Source organism: Sphingomonas sp. TDK1, from assembly GCF_001650735.1.
Taxonomy (GTDB): Bacteria; Pseudomonadota; Alphaproteobacteria; order Sphingomonadales; family Sphingomonadaceae; genus Sphingomonas.
The window spans coordinates 34,392-59,356 of sequence record NZ_LXVY01000025.1 but is presented as its reverse complement, the minus strand read 5'-3'; the positions used below and the strand labels follow the sequence as shown (position 1 = coordinate 59,356).

General features: G+C 66.1%; 21 protein-coding genes and 1 pseudogene. 9 read left to right on the top strand and 13 right to left on the bottom strand.

The window, feature by feature from the left end; genetic code table 11:
* Window position 1: 1 nt before the first annotated feature.
* Window positions 2-295 carry a hypothetical protein gene (locus A7X12_RS13670; protein ID WP_064312131.1) on the top strand — a complete coding sequence of 98 codons (294 nt, stop codon included), beginning with the start codon at window positions 2-4 and terminating at the stop codon, window positions 293-295.
* Window positions 296-302: 7 nt separating this feature from the next.
* Here A7X12_RS13670 and A7X12_RS13665 read toward each other — a convergent pair whose 3' ends face one another.
* From A7X12_RS13665 to A7X12_RS13630, 8 genes are all read right to left on the bottom strand, one after another.
* Window positions 303-1,001 carry an immunity protein Imm33 domain-containing protein gene (locus A7X12_RS13665; protein WP_064312130.1) on the bottom strand — a complete coding sequence of 233 codons (699 nt, stop codon included), beginning with the start codon at window positions 999-1,001 and terminating at the stop codon, window positions 303-305.
* Window positions 998-2,176: a vWA domain-containing protein gene (locus A7X12_RS13660; RefSeq protein WP_064312129.1), complete on the bottom strand. Its 1,179-nt coding sequence runs from the start codon at window positions 2,174-2,176 to the stop codon at window positions 998-1,000. The genes A7X12_RS13665 and A7X12_RS13660 overlap by 4 nt, the downstream gene beginning before the upstream one ends.
* Before the next feature lie 74 nt (window positions 2,177-2,250).
* On the bottom strand, window positions 2,251-3,093 hold the full coding sequence (locus A7X12_RS13655) for an AAA family ATPase (protein WP_064312128.1): 843 nt from the start codon (window positions 3,091-3,093) through the stop codon (window positions 2,251-2,253).
* Between the two features lie 57 nt (window positions 3,094-3,150).
* Window positions 3,151-3,816 carry a DUF6975 family protein gene (locus A7X12_RS13650; RefSeq protein WP_064312229.1) on the bottom strand — a complete coding sequence of 222 codons (666 nt, stop codon included), beginning with the start codon at window positions 3,814-3,816 and terminating at the stop codon, window positions 3,151-3,153.
* A gap of 204 nt (window positions 3,817-4,020) precedes the next feature.
* Window positions 4,021-6,051 carry an RNA polymerase sigma factor RpoD gene (gene rpoD, locus A7X12_RS13645; RefSeq protein WP_064312127.1) on the bottom strand — a complete coding sequence of 677 codons (2,031 nt, stop codon included), beginning with the start codon at window positions 6,049-6,051 and terminating at the stop codon, window positions 4,021-4,023.
* 42 nt (window positions 6,052-6,093) lie between these two features.
* Entirely contained in the window at window positions 6,094-7,989 is a 1,896-nt protein-coding gene (gene dnaG, locus A7X12_RS13640) for a DNA primase (RefSeq protein ID WP_064312126.1), read from the bottom strand.
* Window positions 7,989-8,459: an endonuclease domain-containing protein gene (locus A7X12_RS13635; RefSeq protein WP_084445435.1), complete on the bottom strand. Its 471-nt coding sequence runs from the start codon at window positions 8,457-8,459 to the stop codon at window positions 7,989-7,991. Before A7X12_RS13635 ends, dnaG begins: the two co-directional genes overlap by 1 nt.
* Before the next feature lie 63 nt (window positions 8,460-8,522).
* Window positions 8,523-8,975 carry a GatB/YqeY domain-containing protein gene (locus A7X12_RS13630; protein ID WP_064312124.1) on the bottom strand — a complete coding sequence of 151 codons (453 nt, stop codon included), beginning with the start codon at window positions 8,973-8,975 and terminating at the stop codon, window positions 8,523-8,525.
* A gap of 141 nt (window positions 8,976-9,116) precedes the next feature.
* Here A7X12_RS13630 and carA point away from each other — a divergent pair, with 141 nt between their 5' ends.
* The 5 genes from carA to A7X12_RS13605 all read left to right on the top strand — a co-directional run bounded on the left by carA (window position 9,117) and on the right by A7X12_RS13605 (window position 15,466).
* The gene (gene carA, locus A7X12_RS13625; RefSeq protein ID WP_064312123.1) at window positions 9,117-10,382 is read left to right on the top strand and encodes a glutamine-hydrolyzing carbamoyl-phosphate synthase small subunit; all 1,266 of its coding nucleotides are present in this window, start codon (window positions 9,117-9,119) and stop codon (window positions 10,380-10,382) included.
* On the top strand, window positions 10,379-10,741 hold the full coding sequence (locus A7X12_RS13620) for a ribonuclease E inhibitor RraB (protein WP_064312122.1): 363 nt from the start codon (window positions 10,379-10,381) through the stop codon (window positions 10,739-10,741). The genes carA and A7X12_RS13620 overlap by 4 nt, the downstream gene beginning before the upstream one ends.
* On the top strand, window positions 10,741-14,070 hold the full coding sequence (gene carB / locus A7X12_RS13615; protein WP_064312121.1) for a carbamoyl-phosphate synthase large subunit: 3,330 nt from the start codon (window positions 10,741-10,743) through the stop codon (window positions 14,068-14,070). The genes A7X12_RS13620 and carB overlap by 1 nt, the downstream gene beginning before the upstream one ends.
* Window positions 14,071-14,354: 284 nt before the next feature.
* On the top strand, window positions 14,355-14,831 hold the full coding sequence (greA, locus tag A7X12_RS13610) for a transcription elongation factor GreA (RefSeq protein ID WP_064312228.1): 477 nt from the start codon (window positions 14,355-14,357) through the stop codon (window positions 14,829-14,831).
* Between the two features lie 8 nt (window positions 14,832-14,839).
* A complete protein-coding gene (locus A7X12_RS13605) occupies window positions 14,840-15,466 on the top strand; it encodes a rhomboid family intramembrane serine protease (protein WP_064312120.1) in 627 nt (208 codons plus the stop codon).
* A 211-nt stretch (window positions 15,467-15,677) separates the two neighbouring features.
* Here the strand turns inward: A7X12_RS13605 and A7X12_RS13600 are convergent, their stop codons facing one another.
* Window positions 15,678-18,290: a M1 family metallopeptidase gene (locus A7X12_RS13600; protein ID WP_064312119.1), complete on the bottom strand. Its 2,613-nt coding sequence runs from the start codon at window positions 18,288-18,290 to the stop codon at window positions 15,678-15,680.
* Window positions 18,291-18,428: 138 nt separating this feature from the next.
* Between A7X12_RS13600 and A7X12_RS13595 the strand changes: the two genes are divergently transcribed.
* A complete protein-coding gene (locus A7X12_RS13595) occupies window positions 18,429-19,652 on the top strand; it encodes an SGNH/GDSL hydrolase family protein (RefSeq protein ID WP_064312118.1) in 1,224 nt (407 codons plus the stop codon).
* 75 nt (window positions 19,653-19,727) lie between these two features.
* Window positions 19,728-20,066: pseudogene (locus A7X12_RS13590) on the top strand (DUF3470 domain-containing protein); the annotation flags it as partial.
* Between the two features lie 132 nt (window positions 20,067-20,198).
* On the opposite strand, the gene A7X12_RS13585 reads toward A7X12_RS13590, so the two are convergent.
* The gene (locus tag A7X12_RS13585; RefSeq protein ID WP_064312116.1) at window positions 20,199-21,269 is read right to left on the bottom strand and encodes a PA0069 family radical SAM protein; all 1,071 of its coding nucleotides are present in this window, start codon (window positions 21,267-21,269) and stop codon (window positions 20,199-20,201) included.
* A 56-nt stretch (window positions 21,270-21,325) separates the two neighbouring features.
* On the opposite strand from A7X12_RS13585, the gene A7X12_RS13580 reads away from it, so the two are divergent.
* A complete protein-coding gene (locus tag A7X12_RS13580) occupies window positions 21,326-21,661 on the top strand; it encodes a VOC family protein (RefSeq protein WP_064312227.1) in 336 nt (111 codons plus the stop codon).
* Between the two features lie 138 nt (window positions 21,662-21,799).
* On the opposite strand, the gene moaB is transcribed toward A7X12_RS13580, so the two are convergent.
* From moaB to A7X12_RS13565, 3 genes are read right to left on the bottom strand one after another with little or no spacing between them, the layout of a single operon-like run.
* The gene (gene moaB, locus A7X12_RS13575; protein WP_064312115.1) at window positions 21,800-22,327 is read right to left on the bottom strand and encodes a molybdenum cofactor biosynthesis protein B; all 528 of its coding nucleotides are present in this window, start codon (window positions 22,325-22,327) and stop codon (window positions 21,800-21,802) included.
* Complete coding sequence (locus A7X12_RS13570; protein ID WP_064312114.1) at window positions 22,317-24,233, bottom strand: lytic transglycosylase domain-containing protein; 1,917 nt, start codon at window positions 24,231-24,233, stop codon at window positions 22,317-22,319. The genes moaB and A7X12_RS13570 overlap by 11 nt, the downstream gene beginning before the upstream one ends.
* Window positions 24,230-24,961, bottom strand: coding sequence for a uracil-DNA glycosylase family protein (locus A7X12_RS13565; RefSeq protein WP_232318506.1), 732 nt, complete (start codon window positions 24,959-24,961; stop codon window positions 24,230-24,232). The genes A7X12_RS13570 and A7X12_RS13565 overlap by 4 nt, the downstream gene beginning before the upstream one ends.
* Between the last annotated feature and the right edge of the window lie 4 nt (window positions 24,962-24,965).

The following is a 24,965-nucleotide window of genomic DNA, read 5'->3' as shown; positions in this document are numbered from 1 at the left end:
CATGGCCTATGATCCTGGTGCAATCGATACGAGCTTGGCAGCCGCCGTGGGCGACGACCCCGCGCTCATCGCCGAGCTTCGCGACGCGTTCCTGGAGAGCGTGCACCGTTCGGTGGACATGATGAAATCGTCCAAGGGCGCCGAGGAATGGGCCGGGGCTGCCCTGCGCCTGCAAAGCCTGGCGGGCAGCTTCGGCGCGACCAGCCTGATGGGATTGGCCGAGGAAGCATTTCGACGCAGCGCCGGGGATGGCGCGCTGCTGCGACGGATCGACAAGGCGGTCGAACGGCTTTGACCTTCCCTCAGTCCGCTGCCGCGGACTCCGGTTCGAACCGGCCATTTTCCCAGTTCCGCACATAGGCCGAACCGGTAGGCGCATCGATCAGGTGCACCCAGCTGTCGTCGATGTTGAGCACTCGCCCGAGGGGCACGCATTCAATTTCGCGTGCGCCGATCACGTCGTCCTCCAGGCCGCGGTAATCGCCGCGGATCCGCCAGCCGCTGTCCGGCTCGTCCCCGGCCGCCGGCGGGAGGGGAAGCTCGCGGTACAGATAGTGGACCGCCGCCCCGTCCTCTAGCACGCAACTATCGACCAGGCAGCACGCCTCATAATGGCGGCGTGCGGGGGCCGAAGGCGGTCGAACCGCGCGGTTCTCACCCCACCGCAGATCGATCACGTCGCCGCGCCGGAAGGCGATCTCGCGCCCCGGGCGCAGCTGCGGCATATCGATCGGGGCGTTGTCCAGCCGTCCCCACAGCCGGTCGCCATCGGCGCGCACGATCTCCACCCACATTCGCTCGGCCGCATATTCACGGGAGGGCGGCGTCGACTGGAAGATCAGCTTGGCGAGGTCGCCGGGGCGCAGCGCCAGCACCTCATTCTCGCTGGGCAGGAAAAAGGTGTAGGGCGCGGCCTCGGCCATCGGCCTGGGGTCGGTGATCGTGTAGGAGCCGAACAGACGCCGGCGCCAACGGTAGAGCATGTCGCGGATCGTACTCATCGCTTCCGACTCAACTCGCGCATCGCTGCATCGATCCCTGCAATCGTCAGGGGAAACATGCGATCGCGCATCAGGCTGCGGATCATCGTCACCGAATGGGAATAACCCCATTGTGCCTCGGGCAGCACATTGAGCCAGACGGTAGCCGGGTAGGCATCTACCACCCGCTGCAGCCAGATGGCACCCGGCTCTTCGTTCATATGCTCGACCGAGCCGCCCGCATGGCTGATCTCATAGGGACTCATCGAGGCGTCCCCGACAAAGATCACTTTGTACTCCTGGCCGTATTTGTGGAGGATGTCGGCGGTCCGGATACGTTCGGCGACGCGGCGGCGATTGTCCTTCCACACGCCTTCGTACAGGCAGTTGTGAAAGTAGAAGAATTCCAGGTTCTTGAACGCGCTGGTCGCGGCAGAGAAGAGCTCCTCGCACAGCTTCACGAACGGATCCATCGACCCGCCGACATCGAGAAACAGCAGCAGCTTCACCGCGTTGTGCCGCTCCGGCCGCATCTTCACGTCCAGCCAGCCCTGGCGAGCCGTGCCGGCGACCGTGCCGTCGATGTCCAGTTCCTCCGCCGCCCCCTCCCGCGCGAAGCGCCGGAGACGACGCAGCGCGACCTTGATGTTGCGGGTGCCGAGCTCGCGCGTGGAATCGAGATTGCGGAAGTCGCGCGCCTCCCAGACCTTCACCGCGCGCTGGTGCTTGCTCTCCCCGCCGATGCGTACGCCTTCAGGATTGTAGCCGCCATTGCCGAAGGGAGAGGTGCCCCCGGTGCCGATCCACTTGCTGCCGCCCTGGTGGCGCTCGTGCTGCTCGGCAAGGCGCTGCTGGAGCGTCTCCATCAGCTTTTCCCAAGAGCCGAGCGCCTCGATCGCCGCCTTTTCCGCTTCCGTCAGATATTTCTCGGCGACCGCGCGAAGCCATTCCTCCGGAATGTCGGCCGGCGCGACGCCGTAGCTCGTCGCAATGCCCCGGAAGACCTTGGCGAAGACCTGGTCGAACCGGTCGAGCAGGCCCTCGTCCTTCACATAGGTGGCGCGGGCGAGGAAATAGAAGGCTTCGGGCGTCGGCTCGATCACCTGCGCGTCCAGCGCTTCGAGCAGCAGCAGATGTTCCTTCAAGCTGGCGGGAATGCCGGCTGCGCGCAATTCGTCCAGGAAGGCGAGGAACATGGGGCTAGAATACGCCGCAGGACAAAGCAGCGTCCACTACGTTGACCGCCTTAGGGGATCGACCGGCCGCATACTCATTTCTGCCGCCGCGCCATGAAGGCGAGCCGCTCGAACAGCATCACGTCCTGCTCGTTCTTGAGCAGCGCACCATGGAGCGGGGGGATCGCCTTGGTGGGATCGCGGGACTGGAGCACTTCCAGCGGCATCTCCTCATGGAGCAGCAGCTTGAGCCAGTCGAGCAACTCGCTGGTCGACGGTTTCTTCTTGATGCCGGGAACTTCGCGGATCTCGTAGAAAAGGTCCATCGCGCGGCTGACCAGCAGCTTCTGAATGCCGGGGAAGTGGACGTCGACGATCGCCTGCATCGTATCGCGGTCCGGGAACTTGATGTAATGGAAAAAGCAGCGGCGCAGGAACGCGTCCGGCAGCTCCTTCTCGTTGTTCGAGGTGATCACGACGATCGGGCGCTCGACCGCGCGGACATTCTCGCCGGTTTCATAAACATGGAATTCCATGCGATCGAGTTCCTGAAGCAGGTCGTTCGGAAACTCGATATCCGCCTTGTCGATCTCGTCGATCAGCAGCACGGGCAGGGTGGGGCTGGTGAACGCCTCCCACAACTTGCCCTTGCGGATATAGTTGCCGATGTCGTGGACGCGGGGATCGCCGAGCTGGCCGTCGCGCAGCCTTGCGACCGCGTCATACTCGTACAGGCCCTGCTGGGCCTTGGTCGTCGACTTGACGTTCCATTCGATCAACGGCGCGCCCACCGTCTTGGCGATTTCGGTTGCGAGTACCGTCTTGCCGGTGCCGGGCTCCCCCTTGACCAGCAATGGGCGTCGCAATGTAACGGCGGCGTTGACCGCGACCTTCAGGTCCGCGGTCGCGACATAGCTTTGGGTGCCTTCGAAGCGCATGGCGGCAAGGTGGGACGAAAGGTGGCAGGTTGCAACCCGCCTCGCCATGGGCTCCCGTCAGGCGCGGCTGCGGGCGCTCGTCCGTGCTTCCAGCAGATCCCACAGCCCGCGATGCTGGGCGAAGACTTGCTGCGCGCCGAACAGCATCGCGCGTTCGTGCGCGGCCTCCCGCGCCAGGGCGTCGACGACGCTGACGGTCTCTTCCGGGATGGGGAGACGGGCGGGAAGCGGGTCGAGGCCGAAACAGGCGGCGGCGCGGTCGAGAACGGCGCGGATCGCTACCCAGTCGATCGCCAGCGCCAGCGCCGCGCCGGTTGCGCAGCCCGCTCGATCGGACTGGGCGAGCATGTCCAGCGCATGGCGCTGCGCGGCTGCGGCGGCTTCGCTTTCCGCATGGCCCGGAGTGCTGGGCAATGGGCCCGCGGCGGCGACGAGCCGGGCGAGATTGGCGCGCTCGACGACAAAGGCTTCGGCGCCGGCTTCCAGCCAGTCACATTCGACAGGGCGACGTCCATGCGCGGCGGCATAGTCGATCAACCCGGGATGGCGGCCATGCAGCCGGGCAATGTGGTGCACGGCATCCGCAAGATCGCGGAGCGGCAGCGAGCCTGTGCGGAGCTGATGCAGATGCGGATGTCGAGCGCTGCCATCGGTATCCGCAAGCGCGCCCATCGGGCCCCATGCGCCCGACAAATGCTCAATAGGTGCGGTATCCAAGAGCATGACCTTCCTCATCTGGACAGTACCGGTCCGTAACCGGCCGGTCCGAAGGAGATCGCATAGGGAAAATACCGAAGCGCGTAGAAAGATGGTTACGTCGAAATTAATCTTGAAAGACGCAGATTGCGCTTCCCACGCGACACCGCATAACGAAAAACGGCCCCGGCGGGTGCCGGAGCCGTTGTATATCGTCGCTATCGTAAAGGCTTACTGATCGAGGAAGCTGCGCATCTTGCGGCTGCGGCTCGGGTGCTTCAGCTTGCGGAGCGCCTTGGCCTCGATCTGGCGGATGCGTTCGCGCGTCACCGAGAATTGCTGGCCGACTTCTTCCAGCGTGTGATCGGTGTTCATCCCGATGCCGAAGCGCATGCGCAGCACGCGCTCCTCGCGCGGGGTAAGGCTCGCCAGGACGCGGGTGACCGTTTCCTTGAGGTTTGCCTGGATCGCCGCGTCGACCGGGATGATCGCGTTCTTGTCCTCGATGAAGTCGCCGAGATGGCTGTCTTCCTCGTCGCCAATCGGCGTCTCGAGGGAGATCGGCTCCTTGGCGATCTTCATCACCTTGCGCACCTTCTCGAGCGGCATGCTCAGGCGCTCGGCCATTTCCTCCGGCGTGGGCTCGCGGCCCTGCTCGTGGAGGAACTGGCGGCTGGTGCGCACCAGCTTGTTGATCGTCTCGATCATGTGCACCGGGATACGGATGGTGCGCGCCTGATCGGCGATCGAGCGGGTGATCGCCTGGCGGATCCACCAGGTCGCATAGGTGCTGAACTTGTAGCCGCGGCGATATTCGAACTTATCCACCGCCTTCATCAGGCCGATATTGCCCTCCTGGATGAGATCCAGGAACTGCAGGCCGCGATTGGTGTATTTCTTGGCGATCGAGATCACGAGGCGGAGATTGGCCTCGACCATCTCCTTCTTCGCGATACGCGCCTCGCGCTCGCCCTTCTGCACCATGTTGACGATGCGGCGGAACTCGGTGAGCGTCATGCCCGTCTGCTGGGCGATCTCGCTCATCTCCGTGCGGATACGGTCGACCGAGCTGCTCTCGTTCTCGACGAACGCCTTCCACTTCTTGTCGACACCGACCACGGTCGGCAGCCAGTTCTCGTCCAGCTCGTGATCGACATAGCGGTCGAGGAAGTCCTTGCGGCTTACCTTGTGGCGCTCGGCCAGACGCAGCATCTGGCCGCCCAGCGCGGTGAGGCGCCGGTTGAAGCTGTACAGCTGGTCGACGAGATACTCGATCTTCGCCTGGTGGAACTGGACGCTTTCCACCTCGGCGGTCAGCTCCTCGCGCAGCTTGTTGTACTTCTTCTCCTCGGCAGCCGGGAATTCCCCGCCGGCCGACATGGTGTCCAGCCGCTGCTGCTGCACCTTCCCGAACTTCTTGTAGATCGCGGTGATGTTCGCGAACTTCTCGAGCGCCTGCGGCTTGAGCTGCTCTTCCATCTGGGCGAGCGAGAGGGTGTTGTCCTCTTCCTCGTCGTCCGAAGGGCGGCGCGCGCGGCGCTCGGTCATCTCGTCGTCCTCGTCGTCCGAGACGACCTCTTCGGGCTCTTCCTCCTCCTTGAAGGTCGGGCCGGTGCTGGATTCGCTGATCTCGCCGTTATCGTCCTCGGCGCCCTCGACCTGCTCGGCCGACGGGCCCTTGGAGAGCATCGCGTCGAGATCGAGGATCTCGCGCAGCTGCATCGTGCCTTCGTTGAGCGCAGTCGACCAGCCGATGATCGCATTGAACGTGATCGGCGACTCGCAGAGCCCCAGGATCATCGTGTCGCGGCCGGCCTCGATGCGCTTGGCGATCGCAATTTCGCCCTCGCGGCTGAGCAGCTCGACGGCGCCCATCTCGCGCAGGTACATGCGCACCGGATCGTCGGTGCGATCGACGGTTTCCTTCTTCTTCGCGATCTCGAAGGCAGGCGCGGAATCGTCGCTCGTGTCGGCGCTTTCCGCATCGTCGGCCGAATCGTCCTCGGACTCGGCGTCCTCGCCGGCGTCCTCGTTCTCGACGACGTTGATGCCCATGTCGTTGAGCGCGGCCATCACGTCCTCGATCTGCTCGGAGGACATCTGGTCCTGCGGCAGCATCTCGTTGAGCTGGTCGACGGTGATGTAGCCGCGCTTTTTCGCACGCGCGACCAGCTTCTTGATCGAACCTTCGTTCAGATCGATCAGCGGCGCGTCACTCGTGTCTGCCGTGTCCGTGACGTCTGCCATGTTCGCCTTCGCCATCAAATCCCTCGAAACTCAGATGGCGGCAATTTTACACCGCCTCTATTCCTCAAAAACATCGTCTTCCGCAAGCATCAGATTGGCAAGCCGATCCAAAAGCTCCTGCCGCTGCCGTGAAAGCGCCACCTGCCGGCCGAACGCTTCCTCTGTGCCGTCGCGCATCAGCGCAGCGGTTGCCTCGGCGAGCGCCACATCGACGGCGGGCTGCGCCGCCATCACCGCGATCGCCTCGCCCAGATCCTCGCGCGCCTTCGTCACGTCGGCCGCGGGCCGCGTGAAGGAGAAGGGGAGCGTGTCTGCGCGAAGCAGTTCGCTTGCCACTGAATCGAAACCGGACCGCGCCAATATGGTGAGGAAATCCTCGCTATCAAGTTGACGAAGTTGCGGGTTGGTGAGGGCAACCTCGACAACGGCTTCGAATAGCCGCCCGAGCGCCCCCGACGCACTACGCAGACTCCCCAGTATTTCCATGTGGCGGGCGATCTCGACGGGGTGGCGGATCAGCCCGGCGAGCACGGCGCGTGCCAGGATGGGATCGAGCCCGCTCGCCTGGACGCCCTTGATCAAATGCGAGGGCGGGGCCTCGGGCGGCTGCCAGCCGCCGCGGGCGTTGCGGGTGCCGCGCTGCTGCGGTCGGGCGGGGGCGGGGCCGCGCTGGTCGCGGCGGAACTCGCGCGGGCCGCGGCCGAACTGCTGGTCGGCACGCGCGCGGAATTCCGCGATATATTCGTGCTTTACGTTCGGGTCTTGGATCTGCTCGGCGAGCTCGCTGAGACGACGCTTCAGGCCGGCGCGCTGCTCGGGCGTGTCGAGCGGGCCGGCGGCGACCTCGCTCGTCCAGAGCCGATCGACCAGCGGCTCGGGGCGGCCAAGCAGCGCCTCGAACGCGGCCGGTCCCTGTGTGCGGACGAGGTCGTCCGGGTCCAGCCCCTGCGGCAGCGTAACGAACGCGAGGCTGCGGCCGGGCGCGAGCATCGGCAGCGCGCGGTGGGCGGCGCGCAGCGCAGCCTTCTGCCCGGCGCTGTCGCCGTCGAAGCAGAGCAGGGGCACTTCGGAAAGCCGCCACAGCCGTTCGAGCTGGTGTTCGGTCAGCGCGGTGCCTAACGGCGCCACGACCTCGCCGAACCCTGCCTGGGCGAGGGCGATCACGTCCATATAGCCCTCGACGGCGATCACGCGGTCGGCCTTGCGCGCGGCGGCCTGGGCGCGATCGAGATTGTAGAGCGTGCGGCCCTTGTCGAACAGCGGGGTCTCGGGCGAGTTGAGATATTTCGGCTCGCCCTCGCCGATGATGCGGCCGCCGAACGCGATGGTGCGACCGCGCACGTCGCGGATCGGAATCATCAGCCGGCCGCGGAAACGGTCATAGGGCTCCTTGCCCTCGACGGCGATCAGCATGCCGGATTCGACCAGCATCGCATCGCCGTAGGATTTCAGCGCTTCCTTGAGCTTGCCGCGCGAATCGGGGGCGAAGCCGAGGCCGAAGCTGCGGGCGGTCTCGGGCGTGATGCCGCGGCGCTGGAGCACGGCGCGCGCCTCGGCGCCCTCGATGCCGTTCAGGCGGTCGCTGAACCAGGTCGCCGCGTCGCCCATCAGCTCGTGCAGGCCACGCGCGCGCTCGGCCTTTTCGGCGGCGCGGCGGTCCTGCTCGGGCATGTCGAGCCCGGCGGCCTGCGCCAGTTCCTTCACCGCATCGATGAACGGCAGGCCGCGCTGGTCGGTCATCCAGCGGATCGCATCGCCATGCGCGCCGCAGCCGAAGCAATGGTAGAAGCCCTTGTCGTCGTTGACGTAGAAGCTGGGGGTCTTCTCGTTGTGGAACGGGCAGCAGGCGCGGAACTCCTTGCCCGCGCGCTGCAGCTTCACCGACTTGGCGATCAGCGTGGACAGCGTGGTGCGGGTGCGCAGTTCATCGAGAAAGGCGGGGGTGAGGGACATTACCTGCTCACCCGGGGGGGCTTGGGCAGCCCATCCCCCAACCCCTCCCGCAAGCGGAAGGGGTGCGCAGGCTGCGACGCTTCGGCTCCATCGCACCCCTCCCGCTTGCGGGAGGGGGTGGGGGAGGGGCGTTCACCACCGGATCCTGTCTGTCGCGCGGGCCGCGCCGTCGCCGTCGTCTCGATCACGCGCTCGATCTCGGCGACTACCCCGTCCAGATTCCCCAGCACATCGTTGTTCCAGAACCGCACCACGCGATACCCCTTCGCCTCCAGATATCGCGTTCGTCGCGCGTCGTCGGCGGCATTCACCGACTGTTGCCCGCCATCCACCTCAACCAAGGGCGGGACCTTCACCTGCCGGTTGAACCGGACCCCGCCAACCTTTCGCGCGCTCAGCACCTGCCACAGCGCCAGTTCGGCGTCGGTGGGGTTGTTTCGCATGTGGCGGGCGTGTGTGCCTAGTTCCATTCCCTCCCCCGGCCCCCTCCCGCGTGCGGGAGGGGGAGCGCAGAGCGGACCCCCTTGTCCATCCTACGACAGCGCCGCCTTCACCAGCGCGCTCGCCTTGCTCATGTCGAGCTGCGCCGCGTGGCGGCTCTTCAGCTCGGCCATCACCCGGCCCATGTCCTTCATGCCCGACGCGCCCAGCTCGGCCTTGATCGCCTCGATCGCCGCCGTCGTCTCCGCCTCGCTCATCTGCTGCGGCAGGAAACGCTCGATCACCACCACTTCTGCCGCCTCGGCGTCGGCGAGTTCCTGCCGTCCGCCCTTCACATACATCTCGATCGATTCGCGGCGCTGCTTGACCATCTTCTGCAGCACCTCGACGACCAGCACGTCGTCGTCCTCCGGCGCCTTGCCGGTGCGCGCCTCGATGTCGCGGTTCTTGATCGCGCTCTGGATCAGGCGGATCGTGGCGGTCGACGCCTTGTCCCCGCCCTTCATGGCAGTCACCAGCGCAGCCTTGATGTCGTCGCGAATCATCGTTTCTCTCGATCTTTTTACGGTAAGCCGGGAACCATAGCGGAGGCCCGGAAAACTTAACAGATTGACGCTGCGGCCATCGGGGTCTAGCGGGCGGCCCTTAGCAACATCGCAAACCCAAAGCAGGAGTGCCCGCCCCAAATGGCCGACGCCAAACCCTTGTCCATGCCCGTTGGAGCCACGGGCGTTCTGGTTCTGGCGAGCGGCGAGATATTGTGGGGTCGAGGATTCGGTGCCGAAGGCGATGCCGTCGGCGAGGTGTGTTTCCACACCGCGATGACCGGCTATCAGGAGATCATGACCGATCCGAGCTTCGCCGGTCAGATCATCAATTTCACCTTCCCGCACATCGGCAATGTCGGCGCCAATCCCGACGACATCGAGGCCGATGACCCGCACGCGCTGGGCATGATCGTCCGCCAGGACGTGACCGAGCCGTCGAACTTCCGCAGCACCGAGCATCTCGATGCCTGGATGGCGAAGCACAAGCGGATCGGCCTGTCGGGCATCGACACCCGCGCGCTCACCCGCCGCATCCGGCTGGGCGGTGCGCCGAACGGCGTGATCGCGCACTCCAAGGAAGGCAAGTTCGACCTCGACGCGCTGCTCGAAAAGGCGCGCGCCTGGCCGGGGCTGGAGGGCATGGACCTCGCCATCACCGTCTCGTGCGAGACGCATTTCGGCTGGGAAGGCGGCGTGTGGAAGCTGGGGGCAGGGTATGACCAATCAAAGCCCCTCCCCTTCAGGGGAGGGGTTGGGGTGGGGGACTTCGCCTCGGCCGAATCGCCAGCGGATCCGTCAGGCCCCACCCCCAACCCCTCCCCTGAAGGGGAGGGGCTTAAGAAGCGCCCGCAGGTCGTCGCGATCGACTATGGCTCGAAGCGCAACATCTTCCGTAACCTGGTGCAGGCCGGCGCGGACGTGACCGTGCTGCCCGCCACCGCGACCTTCGAGCAGGTGATGGCGTTCAATCCGGACGGCTTCTTCCTCTCCAACGGCCCGGGTGATCCCGCCGCGACCGGCGAATATGCCGTGCCGGTGATCCGCCAGCTGCTGGAGACCGGCAAGCCGCTGTTCGGCATCTGCCTCGGCCACCAGCTGCTCGGCCTCGCGGTGGGTGCGCAGACCACCAAGATGTTCCAGGGCCATCGCGGCGCCAACCATCCGGTCAAGCGGCTGGAAGACGGCGCGGTGGAGATCACCAGCATGAACCACGGCTTCGCCGTCGAGCGCGAGAGCCTGCCGGCCAATGCCCGCGAGACGCATGTGTCGCTGTTCGACGGCTCCAACGCCGGCATCGAACTCACCGACCGCCCGGCGTTCAGCGTGCAATACCATCCCGAGGCCAGCCCGGGCCCGCAGGACAGCCTCTATCTGTTCGAGCGGTTCGTGGGGATGATGGCGTGAACCTGCCGCCGTTCGATCCCGCCCGCTTCGACGAAGAATGGGCGCAGGATCAGGACGTGCTGCAGAATCTCGCTGCCAACGGCGACAACCCGGCGATTGCCCGCCCCGTGGACGTCAGCTTCCACGGCTCGGGCAAGGCGCTCGCCGCGCTTGAAGAGGCTGCGGAAGACCTGGGTTTCACCGTCCTCGGCGACGAACGAAGCGAAGATGGGAGCCTCTGGCTCTTCCTTGAACGTGAACAACGCACCGACGAAGCATCGATACGCGCTCTGACCGAGCTCTGCCTGCGGATAGAGACGTATTTCGGCCTGGAATATGACGGCTGGGGCTGCGTCGCAGAAACTGGAATGAAACACTGATGCCCAAGCGCACCGACATCTCCTCCATCCTCGTCATCGGCGCGGGCCCGATCGTCATCGGTCAGGCGTGCGAGTTCGATTATTCGGGCACGCAGGCGATCAAGGCCCTGAAGGAAGAGGGCTATCGCATCGTCCTGGTCAATTCGAACCCGGCGACGATCATGACCGATCCCGAGCTGGCCGACGCGACCTATATCGAGCCGATCACGCCCGCGGTCGTCGCCAAGATCATCGAGAAGGAGCGGCCCGACGCCGTCCTGCCGACGATGGGCGGCCAGACCGCGCTCAACACCGCGCTCGCGCTGTTCCGCGACGGCACGCTGGAGAAGTTCGGCGTGACGATGATCGGCGCAGATGCCGATGCGATCGACAAGGCCGAGGACCGGCTGAAGTTCAAGGACGCGATGACCAAGATCGGGCTCGAAAGCGCCCGCTCGGCGATCGCGCATACCGAGGCCGAGGCGCTGACCGCGCTCGACTATGTCGGCCTGCCGGCGATCATCCGCCCCAGCTTCACCATGGGCGGCTCGGGCGGCGGCATCGCCTATAATCGCGAGGAATTCATCGCGATCGTGCGCTCGGGCCTCGACCTGTCGCCGACCACCGAGGTGCTGATCGAGGAGTCGCTGCTCGGCTGGAAGGAATATGAGATGGAGGTCGTCCGGGATCGGAACGACAATGCCATCATCGTCTGCTCGATCGAGAATATCGATCCGATGGGCACGCACACCGGCGATTCGATCACCGTCGCGCCGGCGCTGACGCTGACCGACAAGGAATACCAGATCATGCGCAACGCATCGATCGCGTGTCTCCGGGAGATCGGCGTCGAGACCGGCGGTTCGAACGTGCAGTTCGCGGTCAACCCGAAGGACGGTCGCCTGATCGTGATCGAGATGAACCCGCGCGTCAGCCGCTCCTCGGCGCTGGCCTCCAAGGCGACCGGCTTCCCGATCGCCAAGGTCGCGGCCAAGCTGGCGGTGGGCTATACGCTCGACGAGATCGACAACGACATCACCGGCGCCACCCCGGCGAGCTTCGAGCCGACGATCGATTACGTCGTCACCAAGATCCCGCGCTTCGCCTTCGAGAAGTTCAAGGGCGCCGAGGCGGTGCTGGGCACGGCGATGAAGTCGGTCGGCGAAGTGATGGCGATCGGCCGCTCGATCCACGAATCGATCCAGAAGGCGCTGCGCGGGCTGGAAACCGGCCTCAGCGGCTTCAACGATGTCGACCGGCTGGTCGGCGCGCCGCGCGACGTGATCGAAGCGGCGCTGACCGTCCGCTCGCCCGACCGGCTGCTGATCGCCGCCCAGGCGATGCGCGAGGGCTTCAGCGTCAAGGACGTGCAGCGTTTCACCAGCTACGACCCCTGGTTCCTCGAGCGGATCGCCGAGATCCTCGACGCCGAGAAGGATGTCGCGACAAACGGCCTGCCGCAGGACGCAGCCGGCATGCGCCGCCTCAAGGCGATGGGCTTCAGCGACAAGCGGCTGGCCTATCTGGCGCTCAAGTCGGTCAACCTGCGCGCGGGCAGCGAAGTCATGGCGCGCAGCTCGGGCCTGATCGGCGAGATCGCCAACGCCATCTCCGGCGGTGTGACCGAGGCCGAGGTGCGCAAGCTGCGCCACCGGCTGGGCGTGCGGCCGGTGTTCAAGCGGATCGACACCTGCGCGGCCGAGTTCGAGGCGAAGACGCCGTACATGTACTCGACCTATGAGGCGCCGAGCTTCGGCGAGCCCGAGAACGAGGCCGAGCCGAGCGAGCGCCGCAAGATCGTGATCCTCGGCGGCGGCCCGAACCGGATCGGGCAGGGCATCGAGTTCGACTATTGCTGCTGCCATGCCTGCTTCGCGCTGGCCGACGCGGGCTATGAGACGATCATGGTCAACTGCAACCCGGAGACGGTGAGCACCGACTATGACACCTCGGACCGGCTCTATTTCGAGCCGCTGACCGCCGAGGACGTGCTCGAGATCCTCGAGGTCGAGAAGTCGAAGGGCGAGCTGGTCGGCGTGATCGTCCAGTTCGGCGGCCAGACCCCGCTCAACCTCGCCAAGGCGCTGGAGGATGCGGGCATCCCGATCCTCGGCACCAGCCCCGACGCGATCGACCTGGCCGAGGATCGCGAGCGCTTCGCCGATCTCGTCGCCAAGCTGGGCCTCAAGCAGCCCGCCAACGGCATCGCGCGCAGCCGCGACGAGGCGGTGCGCGTGGCCGAGCGGATCGGCTATCCGGTGCTGATGCGGCCGAGCTATGTGCTGGGCGGCCGGGCGATGGAGATCGTCGACAGCCTCCAGCAGCTCGACGACTATATCCAGACCGCGGTGCAGGTCTCGGGCGACTCGCCGGTGCTGATCGACCAGTATCTGCGCGACGCGATCGAGGTGGACGTGGACGCGATCGCCGACGGCACCGATGTGGTGGTGGCCGGCGTGCTCCAGCATATCGAGGAAGCCGGCGTCCATTCGGGCGACAGCGCCTGCTCGATCCCGCCCTACAGCCTGCCGGCCGACATCATCGCCGAGATCGAGCGCCAGACCGTCGCGCTGGCGCGGGCGCTCAAGGTCAAGGGGCTGATGAACATCCAGTTCGCGGTCAAGGACGGCGAAGTCTATCTGATCGAGGTCAACCCGCGCGCCAGCCGCACGGTGCCGTTCGTCGCCAAGGCCATCGGTGCGCCGATCGCCAAGATCGCCAGCCGGGTGATGGCGGGCGAGAAGCTGGCGAACCTGCCGGTGATCGATCGCGACATCGATTATATCGCGGTGAAGGAAGCGGTGTTCCCGTGGGCGCGCTTCCCCGGCGTCGATCCGGTGCTCTCGCCCGAGATGAAGTCGACCGGCGAGGTGATGGGGATCGACAAGGACTTCGCCACCGCCTTCGCCAAGTCGCAGCTGGGCGCCGGTACGATCCTGCCCGATGGCGGCACGGTGTTCGTCAGCGTCAAGCAGGGCGACAAGGCGGTGGTGCTGCCGGGGGTGAAGATCCTCGCCGATCTCGGCTTCAGGATCATCGCGACCAGCGGCACCGCCGAGTTCCTCGCCGCCGAGGGCATCGCGGTGGAGACGGTGAACAAGGTGGCGCAGGGCCGCCCCCACATCGTCGACCGCATCCAGGACGGCGACGTCGCGCTGATCTTCAACACCACCGAAGGCTGGCAGTCGCTGAAGGACTCGATGAGCATCCGCGCCTCGGCGCTGGCGCAGAAGGTGCCGTATTTCACCACGGCGCCGGGCAGCGTCGCGGCGGCGCGGGCGATTGCGGCGATGCGGAGCAACCCGATCGAGGTGCAGCCGATCCAGGCCTATTTCGCCTCGCGGGGGTGAGGGGTCGAACCTAAGCCCCTCCTCCTTGGAGGAGGGGTTGGGGGTGGAGGGATTCCAGAACGTTGGTCGGTCTCTGTGAGACTCAACCCCACCCCAACCCCTCCCCTAAAGGGGAGGGGCTTAGTTGGCTAAATCTTGCGTTTTCCGCCCCCCGCCTTGATGTTTTTCGTGCTCCGACTTACTATTCGCGTTCGCACAATGGATTTCCCCAACCGATGTAAGTGTGCGGACGTCGTTTTTGGGCGACGGTCGGTACCGGGGGTGTATTGAAGGACAAGGGCGTTATGGCGACCGTCGAGAAGATGCCGATGCTGGCGGAAGGCTATCAGAAGCTCAACGAGGAGTTGAAGCGGCTGAAGGCCGAGCGGCCGCTGATCGTGGACGCGATCGAGGAAGCGCGCGCCCATGGCGATCTTTCGGAAAACGCCGAATATCATGCCGCCAAGGAGCGGCAGGGCCAGGTCGAGGCGACCATCGCCGACATCGAGGACAAGCTGAGCCGCGCCCAGATCATCGATCCCAAGGAGCTCTCGGGCGACAAGGTCGTATTCGGCGCGACCGTGACGCTGCTCGACGAGGACGACAAGCCGGTGACCTACCAGATCGTCGGCCAGACCGAGGCGGATGCCAGCAAGGGCCGCATCTCGTACAACTCGCCGATCGGCCGCGCGCTGATCGGCCGCAAGGTGGACGAAGAGGTCGAGGTTTCGGTGCCGGCGGGCGATCGCTATTATCTGGTATCGAAGGTCGAGTTCATCTGAGCCCTGCCATGCCGAAGTTCAGCGCCACGACGGTGATCGTCGCCGTCACGGTGGCGGTGAGCCTGATCGCCAATTTCGCGCCCAACGCGGTGCAGATTCAATATGCGGCGGGGTTTATCCCCGCCCGGGTCTCGGGCGGGCTGATCCTGTCGGGGCCGGTGGTTACGGTCTGGTTGACACCGCTCAGCTCGGCGCTCATCCATGGCGGCCTCTCCCATCTCGGCATGAACATGCTGATGCTGGCGTTCACCGGCAAGGAAACGGAGCGCGCCATCGGCGCCAAGGGCTTGGTGGCGCTCTATCTCATCGGCGCTTACGCGGCGTGCGGCGCCCAGTGGCTGGCAGGTCCGATGGCGACCGTGCCCATGATCGGCGCAAGCGGCGCAAGTTCTGCGGTGGTCGGCGCCTATTCGCTTCTCTATGGCCGCCAGCGCGCAAAGGCGGTCGGTCCGATTCCTGCGCAGGTGGTTCATATCGCCTGGCTGGCGGCTGCCTGGGTCGGTGTGAACCTGCTGATGGGCTTTGCCTTCCTCCAGGGCGGCGTTTCCGTCGCAATCTGGGCGCATATCGGCGGCTTCCTGATAGGGCTGGCGCTTGCCCGTCCGATGCTTCTCTGGCGCTGGCGTCACGCCTGAGAGGCGTATTTAAGCCCCTCTCCACAATATCGGACGATTGCGTAAGCGGGCTGGTTAGGACGCCCAGGGGCATCGCTGGTCGCCGAAAGTGGGGCTGTCGCGGGCGCTTTACCGCGCCGATATTTGCCCTAGCGCCGCCAGCGTTGCAGGAAACCGACGGCGGCTGCCCACAGAATCCAAGGGGAGGCCGCTGGCCTCCCCCCGACGCTACTCACTTTCCAGCGATAATCGCCGCGCTCACTTCGCCGGCCTTGGCATCGCGGAAACGCGCGCAGGTGCGGATCGTCTCGATCGCCCGATCGAGATTGAGCGTGCTTCCCTTGGTGGTCGGCCGCAGCTTGGCATCCACCGCATCGGCCTGTGCTTTCGAGCACAGCGCGCCGAACATCTGCGCCGCACGACCCGAGAAGACGCCCCCGCCGCCGCCATTCTTCACGAAATCGTCGAAATGGGCGATCATGAAATCGCTGGCGAGATCACGGGTGTAAGGCGATTTCAGGAAGCCGGCGACGGTGAACAGGCGCTGGCGGGCGTCGACGCGCGGGTCCTTGAAGTCGTTCAGGAACCAGCGTGCAACATCGGGATTGTTCGACGCGGTGATGCCCTGGCCGAGCGCCTGGAACAGCGCAGGCTTGCCAACACTCTTTGCCAGCAGTTGCTGTGCGAAGGGCACGCCGCGCTCGCTGAGCGCGATGCCCGCCGCCATGCCGCGCCAAGCCGGGTCGAGCGCCTTCTCCTCGCCTGCCACGAAGGCGTCGAATGCCGTGAGGAGCTTGCCGCGGGTCGCTGTATCCTGTCCCGCCACCGCGACGAGGCTGACGAGGTCCCGGCGCAGTTCCTGCTGATCGGCTCCCTCCTTGGCATAGGCATCGGCTGCGGGGTCAAAGCCTAGCTTGGCGAGCATCGGTCCATAGAGCTCGACGAACAGCTTGCGGTAGGCCGGCAGTGCGTCTGCGGAGATCAGGCCTCTCTTCTCCAGGTCGCGCAGGCGATGGGCATTGTCGAATACGATCTTGGTCGAGGGATGGTTGGCCGCCGCGCGCGTGAGGGCAATGGTGCGGGTGACGGGACTGCGGCCGGCATAGAAGCTCGCCCAGGTGCTGTCGTCGACCGCAATGGCCTCGGCCGCGGGCAGGCTGGGGGTGGCGGCGATCAGCGCATCCCAATCCGCCGGATCCAGCTCGAAGCGGTAATAGCCCCAGCCGCCGGCATTGGGGACGAGCGCGCCGCTGCCTTTGGCGGAGACGGTCATGCTCGGCTTGTCGAGCAGCGTGCAGCCCTTCACGTCGCCCTGGCGGAGGCAGAGCGGCACCAGCCACTGCTCGGCCGGCAGGTTGGCGCCGAAGAAGCCGTAACGCGACTGGGTGGCCGTGAGGGCATTCCCCTCGCGATGCAGCGTCACCAGCGGCACGCCCTGCTGATCGACAAAGCTCTTGAGCGCGCCCAGCACGCGTGGATCGTGCGCGGCATCGGCCAGTGAGGCGAAGAACTGGTCGGTGCTGGCATTGCCATAGGCATGGCGCTTCATGTGGAGCCGAACGCCTTCGCGGAAAGCGTCGTCGCCCATGTACGCCGCGATCATCGCCACGACCTGTCCACCCTTGCCGTAGGTGATCTGGTCGAAGGCGGCGTCGATGTCGCCATCGTTCTGGATCGGCTGGTGGATCGGACGGCCAGCGGCGAGCGCGTCGAGGTCCATGGCCTCGAAGCCTTCCTCGATGGCGTTGAGCTCGATGTGCAGGCCCGGGCGCCATTCATTGCCGATGCGATAACCCATCCAGTTGGCGAAGCTTTCGTTCAGCCAGATGTCGTCCCACCAGGCGGGCGTCACCAGATCGCCGAACCACTGGTGCGCCAGCTCGTGCGCGACGACCATGCCGAATTCCTGCTTGCGCTCGCTCGAATCCTTCTCGGTGAGGAACAGGATGCCGTCGCCATAGATGTCCGCGCCAGCATTCTCCATCGCGCCCGGCATGATCGGCGAGCCGATCTGATCGAGCTTGGGGAAGGGGAAGGACTGGCCGAAATAGTTTTCGAGCAGCGACACGATCTTGCCGGATTCGTCGCGCGCGAAGGCAAGCTCGCCGGCATTGGGCTTGGTGCCGACCACGCCCAGCTTCATGGGCGTGCTACGCTGCGGGGTTGGCGGGATCATGGTGGACGTGGTGGCGAACGGGCCGGTGACGAGCGCGACGAGGTAGGTTGGCAGCGGCTTGGTCGGCGCGAACTGGTGGCGAACCAGCGGGCCGGCCTTGCTGGTGCCGGCTTCGGGCGCATTGCTGACTGCAGTAAAGCCGGGCTTGGTCGTAATCGAAACGGTGAAGGGAGTCTTGTAGCCGGGCTGGTCGAAGGACGGGAAGGCGGCGCGCGCCTCGATCGATTCAAACTGGGTCCAGCTGTACCAGGCGTCGTCGACCTTCACATGGTAGAGGCCCTGCGTGCCGGTACCGAACGCCGCGTCGTAATCGAACACCAAAGTGAGGCGGCCAGGGGGCAGGGGCTTGCCGAAGTCCAGCTGCGCGAGGCCGGTGGGGCTCTTCTGGGTGAAGGTCGCGGTGAAGGATTTGCCGCCGCTGCGCGCAACCGCCTTGGCAATATGCAAACCGCGACCATGCATCCAGATGCTGCTGGCCGGCGTCTTCAGGTCGACGTCGATTTCCGTATGGCCATTGAACCGATCCTGATCGGGCAGGATAGTGAAATCGAGCCGATAGGCGACGGGGGTAGCTGCATCGGGCAGCTTGCCGGTGGGCTGGGCGGCTGTCTGGGCGAAGGCGGCGATGGGGAGGAGCAAGGCAGAGGAAGCGAAGAGAAGCGCGCGCATCGGGTGTCCTTGGTCGATGAAGGCGATTGCTTAGGTCTCCAGCTGCCTTGCCGCAATAGCACAGCGCGAGGGTGGAAACGGTTGCTCCGTGGCACTTCGAGACTATGGTACCGCTATCAACGTTTTGGGAGAGGTTGCATGGCAAAGATGCTGCGATGGGTCGCGGTGGGGCTGCTCGCGGCGGCGACGGCGCAGGCAACGCCGATGGATCGCTGGACGACCACGTGGTGGACCTCGCAGTTGGCGCTCGACGCACAAAATGCGTTGCCAGCGGCCGATCTTGCGGATGCGACGCTACGGCAGATCGTTCGCCTGCAGGCGCCCGCGACGCAGATGCGCGTCCGCTTTTCCAATCGCTTCGGAAGCGCACCGCTAGCCATTGATGGTGCGACGATCGCCCGCGCGGTGGATGCGGCGAGCCCGCGCATCGACACGACGACGTTGCGAACCTTGCGCTTCGGCGGCGCGACCGCGGTGATCATTCCGGCCGGCGCGGATTATTGGAGCGACCCTGTCGCGTTGAAAAGCGCTGGCGGTTCAGACTTGGCGATCTCCATCCATTTCGTTCAGGCGCCCGCGCAGCAGACCGGCCATCCGGGCTCGCGCGCGACGTCCTATCTGGTGCATGGCAGTCACGGCGGCGATGCGGACCTGACAGGGGCAAAGACGTTCGACCACTGGTTTCAGATTGCCGGTATCGAGGCGGTGGCCCCCAAGGCGCGCGCGATCGTCGCGTTCGGGGATTCGATCACCGATGGCTATGGCGTGAAGCCCAACACCAATGCCCGCTGGACCGACGCGCTCCAGCGCCGGCTGCGCGCGGCGCCGGGGATGGGCGAGGTTGCGGTGCTCAACGCGGGCATCGGCGGCAACCGGCTGCTCAACGACGGGCTGGGGCCGAACGCGCTTGCTCGCTTCGACCATGACGTGATCAGCCAGCCGGGCGTGACGCACCTGATCGTGCTGGAAGGCGTGAACGACCTCGGCACGCTGACCCGTGACGCGCCGGTTCCGGCCGAAGCCCATGCCGCGCTGGTGGTGCGGATGATCGACGCCTATCGACAGATCGTCGCGCGCGCGCATGCCCGCGGCATCAAGGCGATCGGCGCAACGATCATGCCCTATGCGGGTTCGGGCTATTATCATCCCGATGCGCAGAACGAGGCCGACCGGCAGGCGGTCAATCGCTGGATCCGCACGCCCGGCAATTTCGACGCGGTAATCGATTTCGACGCGGCGATGCGCGACCCTGCGGACCCAAAGCGGCTGCGCAAGGACTATGACAGCGGCGACGGGCTGCATCCCTCGGTTGCGGGCTATGCCGCGATGGCGGGGGCGGTGCCCTTGGCGCTGCTGCGCTAGCCAGGGCTGCTTGCCGAACCGGCGTGGCGTGGTGCAACCTCCTCATCCTAGGGCGAGAAGAGGGGCGGTTGCACCATGACCGGGGTGATCACGGATGCCTGCATCAAGTGCAAGTACATGGATTGCGTGGAAGTCTGCCCGGTCGACGCCTTTTATGAAGGTGATACGATGCTGGTGATCAATCCGCGCGAATGCGTGGATTGCGGTTGTTGCATCGAGGCCTGTCCGATCGATGCGATCGTGTTCGACAACGAGCCGCGTGCCGCGCCTTGGCTGGAACTCAACGCCACCTATTCCGAGATCTGGCCCAACGTCACCATCAAGGCCGGCCAGACACCTGCGGACGCGGCGGACTTCCACCACGTCGCCGACAAATATCCGCGCTATTTTTCGGCCAATCCCGGATCGGGCGACCCGGACGATCGCGTTGCCGCTGTGCGTGCGGCGTGTGGCTATTGCCGCCGCGAGACGCTGCTGGATCACTGGAGAAAGACTATCCGGCGCTGGTTCGGAGCGACGGGCTAAGGTCTCTCTGCTACCCTGCCGCTAGAATAGCTCCCCCTGCGGCCCGGCGGGCGGGCGAAACAGGTCGGTGCGCAGCCGCATCCGCTCGCCGTCGAGACCGTAGCGCTTTACGGCGCGATTGAAGCGCGTGCGCAGCAGTTCGGCCCAGGGACCCTGGCCGCGCATCCGGGCGAAGAAGCCGGGATCATTGTCCTTGCCGCCGCGGATCGACTGGATCGTCGCCATCACCTTGCCCGCGCGATCGGGGAAATGCGCGTCGAGCCAGGCGCGGAACAGCGGGGCGACTTCCCAAGGCAGCCGCACCGGCAGGAAGAAGGCGCCGCGCGCGCCCGCTTCCGCCGCGCGCTCAAGGATATGCTCCATCTCGTGATCGGTGACGTGCGGAATCACCGGCGACATCGAGACGAACACGGGCACACCCGCATCGGTGAGCGTGCGGATCGCCGCCAGCCGGCGCTCGGGATGCGGCGCGCGGGGCTCCACCGTCATCGCGATCCTGGGGTCGAGCGAGGTGACCGACAGCATCACCGCCGCCAGCCCCTGCGCCGCCATCGCCGCGAGCAGGTCGAGGTCCTTGACCACGCGGTTGGACTTTGTGGTGATCGTCACCGGATGACGGCATTCGGCGAGCAGTTCCAGGCAGCCGCGGGTGATCCGCCAGGTCGATTCGATCGGCTGATAAGGATCGGTGTTGGTGCCGAAGGCGATCGGCTTGCAGACATAGCCGCGCCTGGCCAGTTCGGCGCGCAGCAGATCGGGCGCGGTCGGCTTGGCGAACAGCTTGCTCTCGAAGTCGAGGCCGGGGGAGAGATCGAGATAGGCGTGGCTTGGCCGCGCGAAGCAGTAGATGCAGCCATGCTCGCAGCCGCGATAGGGGTTCACCGATTGCTCGAAGCTGATATCGGGCGACTGGTTGCGGCTGATGATCGTGCGCGGCGTTTCGACCGTTACCGTGGTGCGGAGCGGCGGCGGGGTGCCGTCGATCGCTTCCTGCGCGTCGAGCCAGTCGCCGTCCGCCTCGCGAGCGGGGAGATTGAAGCGCGCGCTCGCGTCGTTGAACGTGGCGCCGCGAACGGGGCGACTCTTTGCCATTGCGCGATGCTAGGCTGCTCGGTAGAACGAAGCAAGAACATTGAGGGGAATGGATGATGGCGCGGCTGAACTATCTCGAACTGCCTGCGGGCGACGTCGGCGTGCTCAAGGGCTTCTATGGCGCGGTGTTCGACTGGCAGTTCACCGATTTCGGGCCGAGCTATGCCGCGACGATGAGCGGCGATACGGACGTTGGGCTCGATGGCGATGCGCAGGGGCGGACGCAGCTGTTGCCGGTAATCGCGGTGGACGATCTGGAGGCGACGCTGGCGGCGGTGCAAGCTGCAGGCGGCACGGTGACGGTGCCGATCTTCAGCTTTCCCGGCGGGCGGCGGTTTCACTTCCGCGATCCGCAGGGGCATGAGCTCGCGGCGTGGGTGATGGTGGATTGAAGTGTGGAGGGTGATCGCCGCACCCGTGCCCTTGCGGCAGCAGGGGCCAGGGTAGGATAGGACGTCGCTCGTGGCCCTGGGCCCCTGCTTTTGCAGGGGCACGATCAGAACAAGGGCACGGCTGGAGGCGGGAGCGGCTTACCGTTCCTGCAGCCGCCCCATCAGCTCGACGAAGTTGCAGGGCTTGTGGCGGATGTCGAGCTGGGTGGCGAGGATGCCGTCCCAAGCGTCGGTGACCGCGCCGGTCGATCCCGGCAGCGCGAAGATATAGGTGCCGCGGGCGACTCCGGCGGTGGCGCGCGACTGAATCGTCGAGGTGCCGATCTTCGCATAGCTTAGCCAGCGGAACAGCTCGCCGAAGCCGGGGATCTCCTTGTCCCACACCCGCGCCAGCGCCTCAGGCGTGACGTCGCGGCCGGTCACGCCGGTGCCGCCGGTGGCGAGGATCACCTCGACGCCCGGTGCCGCGATCCAGGCTTCGAACTGTGCCGCGATGGTATCGACATCGTCGCGCAGGATCGCGCGGTCGCTGAGTAGGTGGCCCGCCTCGGTCAGTCGTTCGACCAGCCGGTCCCCCGAGCGATCCTCCGCCAGCGTGCGGGTGTCGGAGACGGTGAGGACGGCGATGCGGACGGGGCGGAAGGCGATGCTCTCGTCAATTGCCACGCGCGACCTCGTTCGGCAGCTTGGCGGCGCTGATCGCAACGGTGGCGCCGGTGGCGGGCAGCTGGAACTGCTGCTGGATCGGCGAAGGTTCCACCGGCTGCGGCGCCGGGAAGGTCAGCGCAGGTGCGCGCCGGGTCTTGAGCTTGAGGGCCTTGGCCCCGGCCATGCCCGGGAACCGCGGCCACATGCCCGCGGCGAGCGCTACGCGGCTCGGCGAAGGCTTGCCGTCGTGCAACTCGTACATCCAGTAATTGCGCAGCACCGTCACGACATAGCCGCGCGTTTCCCAATAGGGGATGCTCTCGATATAGAGCAGCGGGTCGCCGCCGTCGCGCGAGGCCTGATTCCAGGCGTCGACCGGGCTGGGCCCGGCATTATACGCCGCGATCACCTTGGGCAGCAGGCCCTGCGTCTGCGGCATGTCGCGCAGCTGCTCGAGATAGGACTGGCCGATCTCCATGTTGACCGAGGGCTTGGTCAGGTCGCTGGCGGCATAGGTCACGCCGCGCCGGCGGCCCACGTCGATAGCGGCGCCCGTCTTCACCTGCATGAGGCCCATCGCACCCGCCGCGCTACGGACCTCGGTGCGAAAGCTCGATTCCTGCAGCGTATGCGCAAATACCAGCGAGCGGTCGACGCGCCAGCCGCCATCGGGCGACCAGTTCGGCACCGGATAGCGCGCCTCGACGATCGGCTTGGCGCCAGCAGGGCCGTTATGCGCAAGCCACAGCTCGGTCTGGGGCAGGCTCAGTTCGGCAGCGAGGCGGGTCAGCGCACCATGATCGTCCGGCGTGCAGAATTTTGCTTGGTGTCGAAGCACCTGGTCGGCGAGCGAGGTTTCTCCGATTTCCGACAGCGCGGCGGCGACGCGGATGTTCGGCCGGCGCTCGAGTGCGGCCCAGTCCTTGCTGACCAACCGGTCGCCCTCGAGACGCTGTTCCTCGAGGCCGAGGCTGGAGCGGGCGAGCAGGCCGTAGAAGGTCTCGCCATATTGGCTGGCGGCGCGCAGCTTGGCAGCGACGCGATCGGGGCGGCCGCACGCCATTTCGGCGCGCGAGCCCCAGAACAGCCCGGCGGCCCGCAGCTCGGTATCGCTGGCGCGAGTGGCGACGCGTTCGAAAGCCGCGGTAGCGCCGGCGCAATCCTGCTGGCGCCACGCGGCGAGGCCATCGGCCCAATCGGCCTGCGCGGCCCATTCGCCCAGGCCCTGCTCGGCCTTGGCCGCCATGCGGCGGGCATTGGCGTCGTCACCGGCGACATAATAGATCCAGGCGACCTTCTGCTGCCATTCGGTCAGCGCCTCGGGCGTCAACTCGTTGGCGAAGCGCGCCACCACCGCCTCGGCGGCGGGGCCGTTGTCCGCTTTCACATAGGGCGACATAAGGATGGCGACTTCGGTCGCGGCATTGTCGCTGCGGACCGAGCGGGCGCGCTTGCGGATCGGCGCGCCGTCGAACCAGATCAGCCGCTGGGCGACCGGCAGCGTCGGCAGGTCGCTCACGCCGCGCGTCTTGGCAAGGCGGGCGAGCTGTTCGGCCTGGGGTAGCTCCGGCGCTTCGGTGATGAGCGCGACCAGCTGGTCGGCCTCGACGCGCGGCGAGCCCTTGGCGGTGTAGAGCTGGGCGCGGGCGATCGCGTGGAGCGGGCCCGGCTTCATCGAGTCGAGCTTGATCTGGGCGTCCGCCCAACGGCCATTGCGAATGGCATCGAAGACGAAGCGGTAATCGGCGCGCTGATCGGCATCTAGCTGCGGCGGGATGCCGTCGCCCTTATGCTTGGCGGCAGCGGGGGTAGGGGCGTCCTCGTCGATGACCATGGGGCCGGTGTCGTCGGGCAACGCGGCCAAGGCCGGCGTGGCGATCGGCGCCGTCATCAGCGTGGCGGCAAGCAGGATGCGCAAGGTCAAAGGCTCGGTCCCCGGCTCAGCAGCAACAGATGTTTCCAGGTTTCGCTCTTGGCGGCCGGTCGCTCGATCAATGAGCGCGGATGGTAGGTCGCCACCACCTGGGTATTGGCTTCGTAGCGGTTAACGTCGTGCAAACGAAGTTCCGGCGGCCAGGCTTCCGCCCCGAGAACCGCACGGGTCGCCGCATGGCCGAGCAGCAGCAGCTTCTTTGGCCGGACGAACGACAGGAATTGGCTCGCGAGTTCGACGAGTGTCGATGCAGCATTGGTCGGCATCTGGCCGGTCAAGGGGCGCGCGAAGCAAAGCGGCACGAGCTGCACCGAGTCGCGTGACAGGCCCACTGCTGCGAGCATTCGGTCGAGCAGGGCGCCGGCCGGGCCGCCCCAAAGCGTATCGCTGTCTTCGGGTTCGGGCATATCGATCAAAATAGTCCAGACTGCGTCCGGCACGATCGCAGGCGCTACGAACGGCCTGTGCCAGCCTGCTTCGGGCGCTGCGTCGCCGGTGCGCCAAGCGACGAATTCCTGGAATGTCTGCGGAAACGCTGCGGGCAGGGGCGCCGCTACGGCAGGCTCGGGCTGCGGCGCAGTGCGGTGCGGCGCGGGCTTGGCGAACCAGTCGCGCACTTCGTCCTCGACAAGCACGTCGACCCCGGCGGAATCCCACCATTCGAGTGCGCTTGCGAGCGACCTGTGCCAGCTATTGTCTGGTTCTGCCCCCATACCCATTCTT

What these genes read in the sequence shown, in the direction of transcription:
- dnaG (WP_064312126.1), bottom strand. Translation starts at nt 7,989, where the DNA reads ATGTCCCTCACCCCCGCCTTTCTCGATGAACTGCGCACCCGCACCACG.
- A7X12_RS13595 (WP_064312118.1), top strand. Translation starts at nt 18,429, where the DNA reads ATGGCAAAGATGCTGCGATGGGTCGCGGTGGGGCTGCTCGCGGCGGCG.
- carB (WP_064312121.1), top strand. Translation starts at nt 10,741, where the DNA reads ATGCCCAAGCGCACCGACATCTCCTCCATCCTCGTCATCGGCGCGGGC.
- A7X12_RS13655 (WP_064312128.1), bottom strand. Translation starts at nt 3,093, where the DNA reads ATGCGCTTCGAAGGCACCCAAAGCTATGTCGCGACCGCGGACCTGAAG.
- A7X12_RS13670 (WP_064312131.1), top strand. Translation starts at nt 2, where the DNA reads ATGGCCTATGATCCTGGTGCAATCGATACGAGCTTGGCAGCCGCCGTG.
- A7X12_RS13580 (WP_064312227.1), top strand. Translation starts at nt 21,326, where the DNA reads ATGGCGCGGCTGAACTATCTCGAACTGCCTGCGGGCGACGTCGGCGTG.
- A7X12_RS13605 (WP_064312120.1), top strand. Translation starts at nt 14,840, where the DNA reads ATGCCGAAGTTCAGCGCCACGACGGTGATCGTCGCCGTCACGGTGGCG.
- rpoD (WP_064312127.1), bottom strand. Translation starts at nt 6,051, where the DNA reads ATGGCGAAGGCGAACATGGCAGACGTCACGGACACGGCAGACACGAGT.
- A7X12_RS13660 (WP_064312129.1), bottom strand. Translation starts at nt 2,176, where the DNA reads ATGTTCCTCGCCTTCCTGGACGAATTGCGCGCAGCCGGCATTCCCGCC.
- A7X12_RS13585 (WP_064312116.1), bottom strand. Translation starts at nt 21,269, where the DNA reads ATGGCAAAGAGTCGCCCCGTTCGCGGCGCCACGTTCAACGACGCGAGC.
- A7X12_RS13630 (WP_064312124.1), bottom strand. Translation starts at nt 8,975, where the DNA reads ATGATTCGCGACGACATCAAGGCTGCGCTGGTGACTGCCATGAAGGGC.
- A7X12_RS13650 (WP_064312229.1), bottom strand. Translation starts at nt 3,816, where the DNA reads ATGCTCTTGGATACCGCACCTATTGAGCATTTGTCGGGCGCATGGGGC.
- A7X12_RS13600 (WP_064312119.1), bottom strand. Translation starts at nt 18,290, where the DNA reads ATGCGCGCGCTTCTCTTCGCTTCCTCTGCCTTGCTCCTCCCCATCGCC.
- greA (WP_064312228.1), top strand. Translation starts at nt 14,355, where the DNA reads ATGGCGACCGTCGAGAAGATGCCGATGCTGGCGGAAGGCTATCAGAAG.
- A7X12_RS13635 (WP_084445435.1), bottom strand. Translation starts at nt 8,459, where the DNA reads ATGGAACTAGGCACACACGCCCGCCACATGCGAAACAACCCCACCGAC.
- A7X12_RS13565 (WP_232318506.1), bottom strand. Translation starts at nt 24,961, where the DNA reads ATGGGTATGGGGGCAGAACCAGACAATAGCTGGCACAGGTCGCTCGCA.
- A7X12_RS13665 (WP_064312130.1), bottom strand. Translation starts at nt 1,001, where the DNA reads ATGAGTACGATCCGCGACATGCTCTACCGTTGGCGCCGGCGTCTGTTC.
- carA (WP_064312123.1), top strand. Translation starts at nt 9,117, where the DNA reads ATGGCCGACGCCAAACCCTTGTCCATGCCCGTTGGAGCCACGGGCGTT.